The 14599-nt window shown below is 44.2% G+C and carries 13 protein-coding genes; 3 read left to right on the top strand and 10 right to left on the bottom strand.

What is annotated here, in order from left to right; all coding sequences use genetic code 11:
• Positions 1 to 389: 389 nt before the first annotated feature.
• Both murI and btuB read right to left on the bottom strand, forming a co-directional pair.
• Complete coding sequence (murI, locus tag Xentx_RS04675) at positions 390 to 1253, bottom strand: glutamate racemase (protein WP_074019110.1); 864 nt, start codon at positions 1251 to 1253, stop codon at positions 390 to 392.
• Complete coding sequence (gene btuB, locus Xentx_RS04670) at positions 1198 to 3036, bottom strand: TonB-dependent vitamin B12 receptor BtuB (RefSeq protein ID WP_074019109.1); 1839 nt, start codon at positions 3034 to 3036, stop codon at positions 1198 to 1200. The genes murI and btuB overlap by 56 nt, the downstream gene beginning before the upstream one ends.
• A 196-nt stretch (positions 3037 to 3232) precedes the next feature.
• On the opposite strand from btuB, the gene trmA reads away from it, so the two are divergent.
• A complete protein-coding gene (gene trmA, locus Xentx_RS04665) occupies positions 3233 to 4333 on the top strand; it encodes a tRNA (uridine(54)-C5)-methyltransferase TrmA (protein WP_074019108.1) in 1101 nt (366 codons plus the stop codon).
• A 69-nt stretch (positions 4334 to 4402) separates the two neighbouring features.
• Here trmA and Xentx_RS04660 read toward each other — a convergent pair whose 3' ends face one another.
• The 3 genes from Xentx_RS04660 to Xentx_RS04650 all read right to left on the bottom strand — a co-directional run bounded on the left by Xentx_RS04660 (position 4403) and on the right by Xentx_RS04650 (position 6334).
• Positions 4403 to 4780, bottom strand: coding sequence for a YijD family membrane protein (locus tag Xentx_RS04660; protein ID WP_074019107.1), 378 nt, complete (start codon positions 4778 to 4780; stop codon positions 4403 to 4405).
• Between the two features lie 21 nt (positions 4781 to 4801).
• Positions 4802 to 5464, bottom strand: a complete 663-nt coding sequence (gene fabR / locus Xentx_RS04655) for an HTH-type transcriptional repressor FabR (protein ID WP_074019106.1) — start codon at positions 5462 to 5464, stop codon at positions 4802 to 4804.
• A 192-nt stretch (positions 5465 to 5656) separates the two neighbouring features.
• A complete protein-coding gene (locus Xentx_RS04650; protein WP_074019105.1) occupies positions 5657 to 6334 on the bottom strand; it encodes an FMN-dependent NADH-azoreductase in 678 nt (225 codons plus the stop codon).
• A gap of 115 nt (positions 6335 to 6449) precedes the next feature.
• On the opposite strand from Xentx_RS04650, the gene Xentx_RS04645 reads away from it, so the two are divergent.
• Together Xentx_RS04645 and sthA are read left to right on the top strand one after the other, a co-directional pair.
• Entirely contained in the window at positions 6450 to 7352 is a 903-nt protein-coding gene (locus Xentx_RS04645) for a LysR substrate-binding domain-containing protein (RefSeq protein WP_083600872.1), read from the top strand.
• 208 nt (positions 7353 to 7560) lie between these two features.
• Positions 7561 to 8958, top strand: coding sequence for a Si-specific NAD(P)(+) transhydrogenase (gene sthA / locus Xentx_RS04640; protein WP_074019104.1), 1398 nt, complete (start codon positions 7561 to 7563; stop codon positions 8956 to 8958).
• Here sthA and oxyR read toward each other — a convergent pair.
• The 5 genes from oxyR to argC form a co-directional block, all read right to left on the bottom strand.
• A complete protein-coding gene (oxyR, locus tag Xentx_RS04635) occupies positions 8950 to 9867 on the bottom strand; it encodes a DNA-binding transcriptional regulator OxyR (protein ID WP_074019103.1) in 918 nt (305 codons plus the stop codon). The two genes, sthA and oxyR, sit on opposite strands and share 9 nt — an antisense overlap.
• A gap of 99 nt (positions 9868 to 9966) precedes the next feature.
• Positions 9967 to 11340: an argininosuccinate lyase gene (gene argH / locus Xentx_RS04630; RefSeq protein WP_074019102.1), complete on the bottom strand. Its 1374-nt coding sequence runs from the start codon at positions 11338 to 11340 to the stop codon at positions 9967 to 9969.
• A gap of 58 nt (positions 11341 to 11398) precedes the next feature.
• A complete protein-coding gene (locus Xentx_RS04625; RefSeq protein WP_074019101.1) occupies positions 11399 to 12610 on the bottom strand; it encodes an argininosuccinate synthase in 1212 nt (403 codons plus the stop codon).
• A 55-nt stretch (positions 12611 to 12665) separates the two neighbouring features.
• Complete coding sequence (gene argB, locus Xentx_RS04620; protein WP_074019100.1) at positions 12666 to 13439, bottom strand: acetylglutamate kinase; 774 nt, start codon at positions 13437 to 13439, stop codon at positions 12666 to 12668.
• 42 nt (positions 13440 to 13481) lie between these two features.
• The gene (gene argC / locus Xentx_RS04615) at positions 13482 to 14486 is read right to left on the bottom strand and encodes an N-acetyl-gamma-glutamyl-phosphate reductase (RefSeq protein WP_074019099.1); all 1005 of its coding nucleotides are present in this window, start codon (positions 14484 to 14486) and stop codon (positions 13482 to 13484) included.
• Positions 14487 to 14599 lie beyond the last annotated feature (113 nt).

Raw genomic sequence — 14599 nt, 5'->3', positions numbered from 1 at the left:
AGCCATGATCAAACTCTTCAATTAAAGTTTGATGCTCAAAGAATTCTACTGTTAGTTCGTAATGAATTAACTGTCAGTCACTCTTCAAGACTTTAAATCATTTTGCCTTTCGGCTTGGATAAGTGTCTTGCGAGTGCCCACACAGATTGTCTGATTAACTTGTTAAAGAGCGTTGGCAACCGGAAGTTCCTTCCGGGTTGCGAGGCTGCGTATCTTACGCTTTTCGCCGCCAGAGTCAAGCCATTATTTTCGCTTTTCTCTCACTGTCCTGCGCGGCCTGTTTCAGCGCTGCCTCGGTCAGTGGTGGCGCATTATAGGGGGTTTTATGGCGCTGACAAGAGTTTTTTTAAAAAAAAACATCAACCGATGATTATTACGCCAAATTGCACTTAAGTTGATAGTTTTTCCAGCGTTAAGAAACCTAATTCGCGTAAAATGGGACGCAAATCTTCATTCGCTGAATCGATCTTTGTACAATATGCTAAGTTATCAGCAGTTGTTAAAAACAAATCATCCCGATTTTTGATCAGCCATGCAGCTCTGCGAGCAATTGCAGCTCCCGAATCAATTAATCTTGTTCCATCAGGTAAAACTTGTGCAATTTCTTTTGCTATCAAAGGAAAGTGTGTACAACCCAAAATGACAGTATCCGGTGGCTCTTTCATTCTTAGCCACGGTTTCAGTATCTTCTCTAACTCTTTTAGTGGAACATTCTTGCCATGTAATTTTCGTTCGGCTAATTCGACCAATTCAGCAGAGCCAATTGCATACATCTGGCAATCCGTAGCGAACCTTTCAATTAATTCTTTGGTATAGTCGCGATTCACTGTGGCGCGTGTCGCCAGTAATCCCACAACACGATTACAGGTTAGCTTCGCAGCAGGTTTGATCGCCGGTACAACACCAACTACAGGAAAAGAAAAACGTTCACGCAGGGCGGGCAAGCTGACTGTACTTGCAGTATTGCAAGCGATAACGACAACCGCCAAAGGGTGCTTTTTCTGGATTGCATCAACAATCTGAACGACCCTTTCTACAATCACTTCCGCCGTTTTCTCGCCGTAAGGGAATGCTTCATTATCGAAAGCATATATATAGTGGAGATCCGGCAAGAGCTGCCGAATCTCTTGATAGACAGATAAACCACCTACTCCAGAATCAAAAACCAGGATCGTTGGACGGGCGGTCTTGTTTAAATCAGAAGTTGTAGCTTCCAGTGAGGTAGTATTCTCTTCCTGGGGTGCGATAGCCATAGGCTGTCTCATAATGCTTATCAAACAGATTGGCTATTCTAGCACGGATTGTCAGGTGGTCAGTGATCGGATATGAAGCGCTGATATCCCACAGACTTACACCGGCTAATTTCACTGTTTTCGCAGGATATGTACTGTAGTCTTGGTCATAACGCCGACCAAGATATTGATAGGAGATCCCCCAATCGATATTCATGGCTTCCCAATCCAATTGATATTTAACTTGCTGTTTGGCTCTGCGAGTTAATTGCTGGCCATTACCATCACGCGGATCAATGTACTGTAATGTCAGTTGATGCTGGAACATACAGGTATCCATTGTTCCCGTCCACTCAGCACCTTTTATTTTTGCCTTATCACTGTTCTCATAGCGATTATTGGCAAAATCTATCAACTGCTCAATATCGTTACGATAAACAGATAGACGCCAGTTAAGTAGTCCGGTCAATCCTTCAATCCCGATTTCCCATTGCTTACTTTTTTCTGGTTTAAGGCTTTCATTTCCCCATCTGCTATAAAGCTGACTCAACGTCGGTGCCTTGAATGCTGTTCCATACGAAGTGACAAAACGATAACCATCAATAAACTCCCAGCCGATGCCAATTTGCCCCGTAGTATTCCAGTCATATTCAGCATGGTGATCTGAACGCACAGCACCTTCTAAAATGACATCTTGAATCTTTTGCTGAGCAGTTAAATAGAGCCCCGTATTATCAACATGTTTTTGTACAGGGATGTTATTGGAGCCAGCGGCAATCCATTCTCTTTTCCAATCAATTCCACTACTGATTGCACCATGACCGACTTGCCACGTATTTCCCCATTGCACATTGTATTGTTTTGAATCACTCAGACTAGAGTGATTGCCATAACGCCCATGTTTAGGAACATAATTGTAATCTTTGACGTGGCTGTGACTGACAATGAATTGAGAAGAATAGATGCCTTGGTTAAATTGAATACCAGCATCATAGGTACGACTGAACAGTTCGCGAGTATCTGCTTCATCGATGCTCCATGCATCATAAGCCGTCCGATTATTAAATCCATAGACTCTGGCAAATCCGCTCATTTGCTCACTTATTTTATGATCTATTTCCAACCACAGCATTTTACTCATAAAGCCATCGCGATCTGGCTGACGATATCCTCCGGTTTTACCATCAACTATCACATCAAACCCTTTTGTATAGGTATAGCCTGCGGCTGTAGTTAATAAAGTATTCTCACCGAGTTTTTGCTGTGTTGAACCATTATAGTTTTGATACCCATTCGAGCCGATCCCTGCATTCAGTGTTGTCCCGCGTTGTCCCCGCTTTGTGATGATATTGATCACGCCACCAATGGCATCAGAACCGTATACAGCAGAACGCGCGCCACGGATATATTCTATTCTTTGCACCATTGAGATTGGGATCTGGCTAAAATCGGCGGCTCCGGTAATACCTGCCTGATTCAAACGGAGCCCATCCACCAGCACCAATGTATGGTTTGAGTTTGTACCACGAACAAATAAAGAAGAGTGCTGCCCAACACCCCCATTTTGCGCAATATCAATACTCGGCAAACGGCGCAAAACATCAACTAAGCTACTGGATTGCCAACGATCTATATCTTCACGAGTCACTACTGTCGTTGGCGCCAATACTGAAGAAATCGGCTGCTTAAAGCGATGGGCTGTAATCACCAATGTATCTTGATTATCTGCACCTGCAAAATGGCTCCAACTAGAAAATACCGCCACGGATGCCGCAGATAGAAGAATCTGTTTTTTATTTATCATAAGATTTGTGATGAGAATATATGTGGTATCTGGCTCTGTATTTTAACTATAAAGAGTCATGCTACGATGAAGGTTTTAGAGTGTCCAGAATACCTCTCTATCAAAAAAAGAACAGATAAACCAGAAAACTGGACATCCTTTGTACTTTCCCTACAATGCGCTCGGAAATTTTTCTTAACGCGACGAGAACCCGATAATGCAGAATGCCTTGCCAACGGAAAATTATGAAAATCAATTGATGGAGAAAGTCCATCGTCTAAAAGGAATGATGCTCCCCTTTAGCGCACCTGAGCCTGAAGTTTTCCGTTCCCCGGCATCACATTACAGAATGCGCGCAGAATTCCGTATCTGGCATGAGGAAGATGACCTTTACCACATCATGTTTGATCAACAAACTAAACAACGTATCCGTATTGATCAATTTCCAGTTGCCAATCACCTAATCAATAAAATGATGCAAGCCATCATTGCTGGCGTAAAAGACAATCCAGCATTACGCCATAAACTGTTTCAGGTGGATTACCTTTCTACCCGCAGTAACAAAATCATTGTCTCTCTGCTTTACCACAAAAAACTGGGGGATGAATGGCGTGAACATGCAACTGCTCTGCGTAACCAACTCACCGCAGCAGAGTTTGATGTACAACTTATTGGACGTGCAGCAAAAACCAAGATTATGCTTGACCATGACTATATTGATGAAGAGCTGTCTGTTGCAGACAAGCACATGATTTATCGTCAGGTTGAAAATAGCTTCACACAGCCGAATGCCAGTATTAATGTTCATATGTTGGAATGGGCAATTGATATCACCAAAGGCTCGAAAGGTGACTTGCTTGAGCTGTATTGTGGCAATGGTAATTTCTCTTTGGCGCTGGCGCAGAATTTTGAACGAGTATTGGCGACAGAAATTGCCAAGCCTTCAGTGGCTGCCGCACAATTTAATATCGCAGCAAACAAAATTGATAACGTGCAGATTATCCGCATGTCAGCGGAAGAATTTACCCAGGCGATGAACGGAGAGCGTAAATTTAACCGACTGCAAGGAATTGATTTAAGCAGTTATCAATGTGAAACCATTTTTGTTGATCCACCACGCAGTGGGCTGGATGAAGAAACGCTAAAAATGGTTCAAGCGTATCCACGTATTCTTTATATTTCCTGCAATCCAGAAACGCTCTGCCAAAATCTGGAGACGCTAACACAGACCCACAAAATCAGCCAACTGGCACTCTTTGACCAATTCCCTTATACCCATCATATGGAGTGCGGTGTCCTATTGGAGCAAAGAACATAATTGTTATTAAAAAAACGCCACAAATTTGATTTTGTGGCGTTTTTTATTAAACCATTTTGATAAAAGCAATTAGCTTTGGCTTTCTGAAGTGAGCGTTGCGTGCTGCTTACGCTTTTTCATCTTTAGGTAAATCCAAAACACCAAAGCAGTACCAATAATGACAGACAATAAATTAGAGCCAATTGCTGGATATTCCATCCGAATGAATGCGCTATACACGAACATGCCTAATAAGAAGCATCCCACGGCCAGTTTTGGTAATCCTTCTGCCATTGGATAATTCAAATAACGTTGATGGAGACAATACAAAGAAAGTGCCAATGCAATAAGAGGGAAAATAGAAAAAGGTACAAAAGAATTGAAAAATGTTGAGAAAGTTCCGTGTGTTGCCATTCCAACGATAAGAGCCAGCAACATTGTGCTTTTATCTTGGCGGTATTGTTCCATCGTATTATTCTCCTTTCATTATTATTCAGAGGATTTAGGGATCGCTTTAGGGACAGTATTTTTTTCTTGCTCACGACGATACCAATAATAAGCGCCTTTGGAAATTATGCGGAGTTGCAAAACCAAACGCTCTTCGAGACGACGCCTTTTTTCTTCATCAATATCCAATGCTTCTGCGCCTGCACTGAACACGATTGTCACCATCGCCTCAGCCTGTATCTCAGTAAAATGACGTGGCATATGGCTAGCTTGCTCAAGATAGTCTGCCAATTCGGCAATAAAATGTTGGATTTCTCGTGCTACAGCCGCACGAAATTCAGCTGATGTACCGGAGCGTTCACGCAGCAATAGACGGAACGCATTGGGATTGTTGCCGATGAACTCCATAAAGGTTGAAACCGAAGTACGGATGACACTCCCCCCTTTGGCTATGCGCTGACGTGCCTGACGCATTAACTGGCGTAGCATCAAACCACTTTCATCCACCATCGTCAGCCCCAGTTCATCCACATCCCGAAAATGTCGATAAAAAGAAGTCGGTGCAATACCCGCCTCACGAGCGACTTCCCGTAGGCTCAGGCTGGTAAAACTGCGTTCAGCACTGAGTTGGCTGAATGCCGCTTCAATCAGGGAGCGGCGGGTTTTCTCTTTCTGTTTTGCTCTAACGCCGGTTACGTTACTCACAACAATCCTGATCTATCTCGACTCTAATCGGGCAAATATAACAGATTCTGCTAAGTTTGCTGTGATAGTTCTCTTAAAGATATTATTCAGCCCTGTAAATCAAATCCCATAACGTAATTGAACGCAAAAACCACTTTATTTTGTCCAAATGTTAAGTATCGCATTTTACAGCTTCGCTGCCACTAAACCTACTTAAATCGAGCTGTTTCCTAACATCGATACAAGGTCATCTATAACTCCCTCCGCCTGTCTGATCGAATCAGCCAATCTACAATCTGCAAACTCATCATACTCAATGGCCGCTTCATGAACATCAGTCACACCAATGTATGCGAAAGCGGTGCGCACCGATGCTTCTACATGGTTGAGACTTCCTAGGCGACCGCCCTGTTGGTATCCGTAATCACCACGTGAAGAGAGAATTACCAAGCGTTTTCCAGAGTCTGCCAACAGGGGCCAATAAGGTTCGCCATCCCTGTTTCGATCAAACCCGAATGTACGCCCTACTCGTACAATGTTGTCAATGTATGCCTTGAATTGTGCGGGAGGCCCAAAGTTATACATCGGTACGCCAGCCACAATAAGATCAGCTTGTAGCACCTCGTCAATCAATACATCACTAATTCGAAGCTCCTCTTTCATCCAATCTTCACGTACATGTTCGGAGGTGAAAGCTGCGTGTATCCATTTTCCAGTGACGGGTGGTGGAGATTCTTGACCTACGTCGCGGTAGAGCACTTTCGTCTCGGGATGCAATGTAATCCACTGCCGTACGAAACGAGCAGTTAACCGACGTGTATGCGAACCATGGGAAATTTTGTCAGAACTGCCATAGCGTGCACTGGCATCGATGTGCAATAACGTAGTCATGTCAATTTAAATCCTTATAGATGAAATATATTCAAGTAAAGTAAGTCTCTACTTAATATCGCAACCTAACAAACGATATATTTTCAACTAATAGATGAAATGATATCATCCATGCATGGCTATACGACTCCCTTCTCTAACATCACTTCGTGCCTTTGAAGCTGCAGCACGTTTACGTAGTTTTAAGCAGGCGGCTGAGGAATTGTCCGTCACAGCGACTGCGATCAGTCACCGTATCCGTGTATTGGAGGAATATCTCGAACACCCCTTGTTCCTACGCAAAGTGCGTGCGGTTGAACTAACACCGAACGGACTGACTCTGTTTGCTGCGGTTCACAGTGGCTTCGAAACCATTGCTGTAGCCATTGAGCATATAAAAAAGCCACGTCGGCAATCGGTGATGCTATCCACGACGCCTGCATTCGCCACCAAATGGTTGATACCTCGGCTGGCATTATTTCAGGAAGCATATTCCGACATTGATCTTCATATCCATGCATCTAACACGCCGGTTGATCTAAATACCGGTACAGTAGATTTGGCGATTAGGTATGGTCCTGGTCAGTACGCGGGTGAGGTTGCTACGTTGCTTCTGGAGGATCATTTTGCACCTGTCGCCAGTCCAACGCTTATAACGATGATAAGTCAAGATGTATCACAATGGCCTTTAATTCATTTCGACTGGCATCGCCCTCTGCCTGTAGATCTAACATGGAGCGCCTGGGCCCAAGCCACCGGACTGAAACCACCTGACTTATCCACGGGGATTAGGTATTCCGAGGAAAGTCATGCTATCCAGGCAACTATCGCAGGTCAGGGTGTGGCGCTGTTAAGTCTGTTATTGATCGAAGAAGAACTACGATTGGGGGTACTGCAGGTCGTTACCGAACCCTCTTTAAAGGGCATGGCTTACCATGTTCTCAGAAGTAATCAGTATCCAGTATCTGAGGAAGTCGCTATCGTAAATAACTGGCTGCTACAAATTGCTCACCAGAATACAGCGGACATCAGAAAATAGCTGGAATGTGCAGTACAGGCAAATATTCACTTTATCTATAAACAGCAAAATATTTGTATGATTTTGATAATGTATGCACACTTTGCAAGTGTAGTGTTTTCCTGATCATTTCTAAACAGTGAGATAAAAACCTTATGCTCATTGGGTTATTGCATCAAGTAATGTTAAGATAGCGTTGTTATTTTGTGTAAAAACAGGTCCTTCCTCTATGCAATATACTCATTTTGATGCCATTGTGATTGGCTCTGGTCCCGGCGGGGAAGGAGCAGCAATGGGGTTAGTAAAACAAGGTAAAAACGTTGCTGTTATAGAACGTTATAATAATGTCGGTGGTGGGTGTACTCATTGGGGCACCATCCCGTCGAAAGCTCTCCGCCATGCTGTTAGTCGTATTATCGAATTTAATCAAAATCCCCTCTACAGTGATAACTCCCGCATTCTTCGCTCCTCGTTTTCAGAAATTCTGCGCCATGCTGAAGTCGTTATTAACCAGCAAACTAAGATGCGCCAAGGATTTTATGAACGTAATCGTTGTCGAATGTTTGCAGGAGAAGCCACTTTCATTGATGAACATCGGGTAAGTGTGCGTTATGCCGATGATAGTGTTGATATCTTGAGCGCAGACAACATTATCATTGCCACCGGTTCCCGTCCTTACTGCCCTCCCGATGTCGATTTCACCCACTCCCGTATTTATAACAGCGACACCATACTGCAACTGAATCACGAACCTCGCCATGTCATTATTTATGGTGCCGGAGTGATTGGCTGTGAATATGCCTCCATTTTCCGCGGATTGGGTGTTAAGGTGGATTTGATCAATACTCGTGATCATCTGCTGTCCTTTCTTGATCAAGAAATGTCTGATGCCCTCTCCTACCATTTCTGGAATAGTGGCACGGTCATCCGCCACAATGAAGAATATGAAAAAATTGAAGGCGTTAATGATGGTGTCATTGTCCATCTGAAATCTGGCAAGAAAGTCAAAGCGGATTGCCTGTTGTATGCCAATGGCAGAACAGGTAATACAGACAAGCTAGGTTTAGAAAATGTCGGACTGGAAACAGATAGCCGAGGTTTACTGAAAGTCAATCGTGTCTACCAAACCAGCAATGAAAACATCTATGCCGTTGGTGATGTTATTGGCTATCCAAGTTTGGCTTCTGCGGCCTATGATCAAGGGCGTATCGCGGCAAAAGCGATGACCACAGGCAATGCTAACCTGCATCTGGTAGAAGATATTCCAACCGGAATTTATACCATTCCTGAAATCAGTTCAGTGGGTAAAACCGAGCAACAATTAACCACAATGAAAATCCCTTATGAGGTAGGACGCGCCCAATTCAAGCATCTGGCAAGAGCGCAAATTGCCGGCATGAATGTGGGCAGCATTAAGATCCTGTTCCACCGTGAGACAAAACAGATTTTAGGTATTCACTGTTTTGGTGAACGCGCCGCAGAGATCATTCATATTGGTCAGGCCATCATGGAACAAAAAGGTGAAGGCAATAATATCGAATATTTCGTTAATACTACCTTCAATTATCCAACAATGGCAGAAGCCTACCGTGTTGCGGCACTCAATGGGCTAAACCGATTATTTTGATGTTTTTCCGAGTATTGCGAAATAATTGCCCATCTTAGTCCGAATCGCCTCTGCCAATTGCTCATAGCGACCACGCAGAGGTGAGCCAGGGCGATAAACCAATATAACAGACCGTTTGGGTTCCGGTTCGTAACACTCCAGATAGCAAACCCCATCCCGTCTTCTCTCATTCGGAACTGACAAATCAGGTAATAATGTAATACCGCTGCCCGCTGCGACCATATTGCGCAGAGTTTCCAGGCTGGTTGCCCTAAAATGGGTATCTTCTTTGGCTCCCGCCTGGAAACAAAATCCCATCGCTTGATCACGCAAGCAATGCCCATCTTCCAGCATCAATAGCTTCTCGCCGGATAGCTCACCCATTTTAATTTTATCCCGCCCAGCCCATTTATGCTCTTCATACACCGCCAGCTTCATAGGCTCTTCAAACAATGGCACTTCGATAAATGCTTCGGTCTCTTTCACCAACGCCAAAATAGCGCAGTCAAGCTTTCCACTATCAAGTTGTGCCAATAAGTGTTGGGTTTGTGCCTCATGCAGGTACATTTCCAATTTGGGGAACAATTTATGCAGTTCAGGAACGATAAGTGGTAGGAGATAGGGGCCGATTGTTGGAATAAGACCGATATGCAACGGTCCAGACATACTTTCACCTTGAAGGGAGGCCATTTCCTGCAAAACTTTTACTTCTCTCAATACAGTTTTGGCCTGTTCCACCAGCAGCATACCCTGTTGGGTAAATAATACCTTGCGGCTAGTGCGTTCCAGCAGCATCACCCCAAGCTCATCTTCCAGTTTGCGGATTTGCCCGCTCAATGTCGGTTGACTGACATGACAAGCATCAGCGGCTCGGCGAAAGTGCCGATGTTCAGCAAGTGCTACAAGGTATTCCAGATCGCGGATATTCATTCCCAACCTCAGCATTTGATATCAATGATAGTATTGATCAATAAATCATTATATCCACGAGGGTAAAAAACTATCAACTGCGTGTGATTATTAGTGTTTTTACCTAAATCGTTGTTTCGCCTGGGCTATCGCTTGTTTCACCTGCTCTTGCGCTACACCACCTTTTGCCAGTCGCTTGTCCAAACAAGATTGCAACGATAAAACGTCATACACATCCACAGCAATGACGTTGCTGAATTTTTGCAATTCAAATAGAGAAAGCGCTTCCAGTGCCTTACCTCTGTCAATTGCCGCAACAACAACTTCACCAACAATGTGATGTGCCTCGCGGAATGGCACACCTTTTGCCACCAGATAATCAGCCAGCTCAGTCGCATTAGCATACCCTTGCTTTGCTGCTTCCTCACAACGGGAGCGTTTTACCTGAATGCTATCCAACACCAGTATCGCCATATGCAAACAATCCAACCAGGTATCCAGTGCATCAAACAAGCCTTCCTTATCTTCCTGCATATCTTTATTGTAGGCGAGAGGAAGTCCTTTTAAAGTCATCATCATCCCCGTCAATGCCCCTTGTACCCGTCCACACTTGCCACGGATAAGTTCCAATGCATCTGGGTTTTTCTTTTGCGGCATCAAGGAAGAACCGGAGGTTACCCGATCCGACAATTCAACAAAGCCGGCCTCTCCACTATTAAAGAAAATCAGATCCTCAGCAAAACGCGAAAGATGAATCATACTAATGCTCGCATCTGACAGTAGCTCCAAAACATGATCACGATCCGAAACACTATCCAGACTATTGCATGTCGCTGAGGTGAAACCAAGCCATGACGCCAGTTGTTCACGATCAATATCATACGCCGTTCCTGCCAGCGCCCCGCATCCCAACGGACTGACATCCAACCGCCTTAGTGCATCTTGCAATCGACTTTCATCACGACTGAACATTTCCACATAGGCTAAGCACCAATGGGCAAAAGTGACAGGTTGTGCCCGCTGCAAATGAGTATAACCTGGCATTACTGCATCCTGATTATTTTCAGCAGTGAACACTAGGGTTTGTTGCAACTCAACTAATGCTGTCAGAATGTGGGCGATCTGATCTTTACACCATAATTTCAGATCAGTTGCGACCTGATCATTACGGCTACGTCCCGTATGGAGTTTCTTACCCAAATCGCCCACTTTCGTGATAAGTTGCCCTTCTACCCAACTGTGAATATCTTCCGCATCGCTTTGCAAAATGGCCTTGGGATTGGTTTGCACTTCATCCAGTAACTCATTTAAAGCCAGCTCCAGCTTTTGCTGCTCTTCGGCAGTTAACACTCCCACCGTGACCAACGCTTTTGACCATGCAACCGAGCCAACAATATCCTGCTCCGCCAAACGATAATCAAAACGCAGTGAATCATTAAATTGCTTGAACCGCTGATCAGCTTCCTGACTGAAACGCCCACCCCAAAGTGCCATAATATCGTTCCTGTTTTTTCCAATTACTATTAATTGCTAAAAGTTGATTACCCAAAAATTACTTTTTGCTGTTCAGTGCACGAATACGTGAAGAAAGAGAATAGAGGCGAATAAACCCTTCTGCATGGCTATGATCGTAAACTTCATCCTCGCCAAAAGTGGCGAACTCTTCAGAATAGAGGCTATTGGCTGACTTTTTCTGCACTGCCGTTACCTGCCCTTTATAAAGTTTCAGAACTACTTCACCGCTGACACTGGCCGCTAAAATTTCTGCTGCTGCTTGGATTGATTGACGCAATGGCGCAAACCAACGGCCGTCATAAACAACATAAGACATTTCCAGCCCCAGTTGTTGACGCCATTTGAAACTATCGCGATCCAAAACCAGTTGTTCGATACTACGCAGTGCTTCCATCATTAGGGTTCCCCCCGGAGTCTCATAACAACCGCGGGATTTCATGCCTACTAAACGGTTTTCCACGATATCGATCCGGCCAATGCCATGTTTGGCGCCCAACTTATTTAACTCATCAAGGCATTGATAGGGAGAAAGCGCCTGACCATTCACGCTAACGACTTCACCTCTTTCAACCGTCACAGTGATATATTCCGGTTCATTGGGCGCCTCTTCTGGCTCTACTGTCCACACCCAGCAATCTTTATTGGCAGCGTTCCACGTGCTTTCCAAAACCCCACCTTCGGTTGAAATGTGCCATGCATTTTCATCACGGCTATAGATTTTCTCCAGCGTTGCTGTTGTCGGGATATCACGGACTTTCAAATAATCCAGCAGTGCTTCACGGGAACGCAGATCCCATTCCCGCCACGGAGCCACAACTTTCAGATGTGGTGCCAAGGCGGTATAAGTACTTTCAAACCGAACCTGATCATTCCCTTTACCTGTTGCACCGTGGGCGACAGCATCCGCTCCCACTTTCAGAGCCAGCTCAACCTGTGCCTTGGCAATAATTGGACGAGCCATTGATGTACCAAGCAGATAACTTCCCTCATACAGGGCGCCAGTTTTTAACACAGGATAAACATACTCTTTGATAAACTCTTCGCGCAGATCAACGATATGACATTCAGAAGCACCGGAACGTAATGCTTTCTGTTCCACACCTTCCAGATCTTCACGACTTTGGCCGACATCAGCGACAAACGCAATCACTTCACAATTGTCATAATGTTCTTTCAACCACGGAATAATGGCGGAAGTATCCAAACCACCTGAATATGCAAGAACGATTTTCTTAATGCTTTTAGTCATAGGAATAACCTTTTTAATTTTAGTAAAAACTTAAGTTCGGTAAATACACGTTCAATTACGCCAAAATTCGTGTGCCAATAGGTATGCCATTAAATAACGCAATCAACTGATCTGCATGACGCCAACTCGCGATATCCACTGGTTGTCCGAGTGTTTTTGCCGCTTCCAATGCGGCATTCACTTTCACTATCATGCCATCAGTGATAATGCCTTGATCGATAAGCTGCGCGATCTGTTCTGTCGTAATTTCTGGGATCTTTTTCCCTTTCCCATCCAGAATACCGCTGACATCAGACAACAAGATCAAATCTGCATTCAGCACTTGTGCAATAGCCGTCGCAGCTTGATCGGCATTGATATTCATCAATTCACCCTGTTCAGTGATACCAATTGAGCTGATAATCGGTATGTAGCCCAAATCCAGCAAAATTTTCAGGAGATCAGGTGTTCCTGGTTGAGCCTTTCCAGTGTGACCAAGCTCTTTATCCAGTTGAGAAACTTTAACCATCCCCCCATCTCCCAAACATAATCCGATGGCAGGCAAACGATACTTTGTTGCCCACGCCAGCAATTTCTTGTTGGCAGTTCCGGCTAACGTCCCCGCAATGATGTCAATTTGATCCTCAGGTGTAGCCCGCAGGCCTTGTTGCTTCAAAATAGGCATCTGCAATCGTTGCATCAGTTCATCAACCAAGCAGCCACCGCCGTGCACAATAACCAGCGGACGTTTATGTGTTTTTCGGTATAACTGTAATGTGGTAAATAACCGTTCCAGCGCTTCTTCACTATCTAACAACACACCACCCAACTTGATAACTAACGGCTCCATCGGATTTATCCTCTGTCGGTATTAATATCTGTAGGTTAGAAATTAAAATAATGCCTGAGTTTCTTCATACCCAAAACGAATATTCATGCACTGTATTGCTTGTGCCGCTGCCCCTTTCAACAAATTATCCTCAGCCCCTACGATGATCAGATGCTGCCCCTGAACGGCAAAACCAATATCGCAAAATGGCAAACCAACCACAGCTTTCAACGCGGGAAACCCTTTGCCATATAACCGTACCAACGGTTTATCATGATATGCCTGCTGATAAGCTTCGCTAATTTGTGCTTCTGTCACACTAGATTTCAACTTACAGGTAATTGTGGCAAGAATACCGCGTGAGAAATTGCCCAAATGAGGGATAAAAATCACCTCTGTACCTAAATGAGTAGTGATTTCAGGCTGATGACGATGGTTAAAAACACCATATGGTTGCAAACTAATTTCACAGAAACTATTAGTGATCGACGCTTTTCGGCCAGCACCACTGACACCACTGACAGCGTTGATAACAGGCCAATGTTCTATATCTAATAAATTTTGTTCAAGCAACGGTTTCAATGAAAGTTGGGAAACGGTAGGGTAACAGCCAGGAACAGCAATCAATTGCGCTTGCTTGATTTTCTCCGCTTGCCATTCTGCCAATCCATATACAGCTTGCTCCAACCACTGAGAATTTTTATGTTCAAACCCGTAGTATTTTTTATAAAACTGTGTATTTTGTACACGATAGGCACCGGATAAATCAAACACGATACAACCTGCTGCCAAAAATATTGGGGCAATATCATGGCTGACTTCATGAGCAGTGGCGAGGAAGACCACATCAATCCCTTTTGCTGCCTCAATCACATCGGTCAACGGCTGTAAGGGCAAATCAAGAATACCCCTATATTGTGGATGAAGTTCTGAAAAACATTTCCCCGCATCTAAACTTTGAGAAGAAACCATCAAGCCGGAGAGATGGACATAGGGATGACGTTGCAGATATGCTGCTAACTCAGCTCCGGTATAACCACTGGCACCAACTATCAGCGTATTCAACATGGGATTTATTCACCTTATAGTATTAACCCAATAGTATTAACCCAATGACTTTACTGCATTTATATGCAATTAATTTGCATGAACATTGATACTATTATGAGTAAGGGCTGTCA

This window comes from Xenorhabdus thuongxuanensis (genome assembly GCF_001908095.1).
In the GTDB taxonomy this organism is placed as follows: Bacteria; Pseudomonadota; Gammaproteobacteria; order Enterobacterales; family Enterobacteriaceae; genus Xenorhabdus; species Xenorhabdus thuongxuanensis.
Note: the sequence above shows the minus strand (reverse complement) of the source record. Positions and strands in the feature narration are given on the sequence as shown.

Excerpts from the sequence above, each read along its gene's own strand:
- murI (WP_074019110.1), bottom strand. The coding sequence starts at position 1,253 with ATGGCTATCGCACCCCAGGAAGAGAATACTACCTCACTGGAAGCTACA.
- btuB (WP_074019109.1), bottom strand. The coding sequence starts at position 3,036 with ATGATAAATAAAAAACAGATTCTTCTATCTGCGGCATCCGTGGCGGTA.
- trmA (WP_074019108.1), top strand. The coding sequence starts at position 3,233 with ATGCAGAATGCCTTGCCAACGGAAAATTATGAAAATCAATTGATGGAG.
- Xentx_RS04660 (WP_074019107.1), bottom strand. The coding sequence starts at position 4,780 with ATGGAACAATACCGCCAAGATAAAAGCACAATGTTGCTGGCTCTTATC.
- Xentx_RS04650 (WP_074019105.1), bottom strand. The coding sequence starts at position 6,334 with ATGACTACGTTATTGCACATCGATGCCAGTGCACGCTATGGCAGTTCT.
- Xentx_RS04645 (WP_083600872.1), top strand. The coding sequence starts at position 6,450 with ATGGCTATACGACTCCCTTCTCTAACATCACTTCGTGCCTTTGAAGCT.
- sthA (WP_074019104.1), top strand. The coding sequence starts at position 7,561 with ATGCAATATACTCATTTTGATGCCATTGTGATTGGCTCTGGTCCCGGC.
- oxyR (WP_074019103.1), bottom strand. The coding sequence starts at position 9,867 with ATGAATATCCGCGATCTGGAATACCTTGTAGCACTTGCTGAACATCGG.
- argH (WP_074019102.1), bottom strand. The coding sequence starts at position 11,340 with ATGGCACTTTGGGGTGGGCGTTTCAGTCAGGAAGCTGATCAGCGGTTC.
- Xentx_RS04625 (WP_074019101.1), bottom strand. The coding sequence starts at position 12,610 with ATGACTAAAAGCATTAAGAAAATCGTTCTTGCATATTCAGGTGGTTTG.
- argB (WP_074019100.1), bottom strand. The coding sequence starts at position 13,439 with ATGGAGCCGTTAGTTATCAAGTTGGGTGGTGTGTTGTTAGATAGTGAA.
- argC (WP_074019099.1), bottom strand. The coding sequence starts at position 14,486 with ATGTTGAATACGCTGATAGTTGGTGCCAGTGGTTATACCGGAGCTGAG.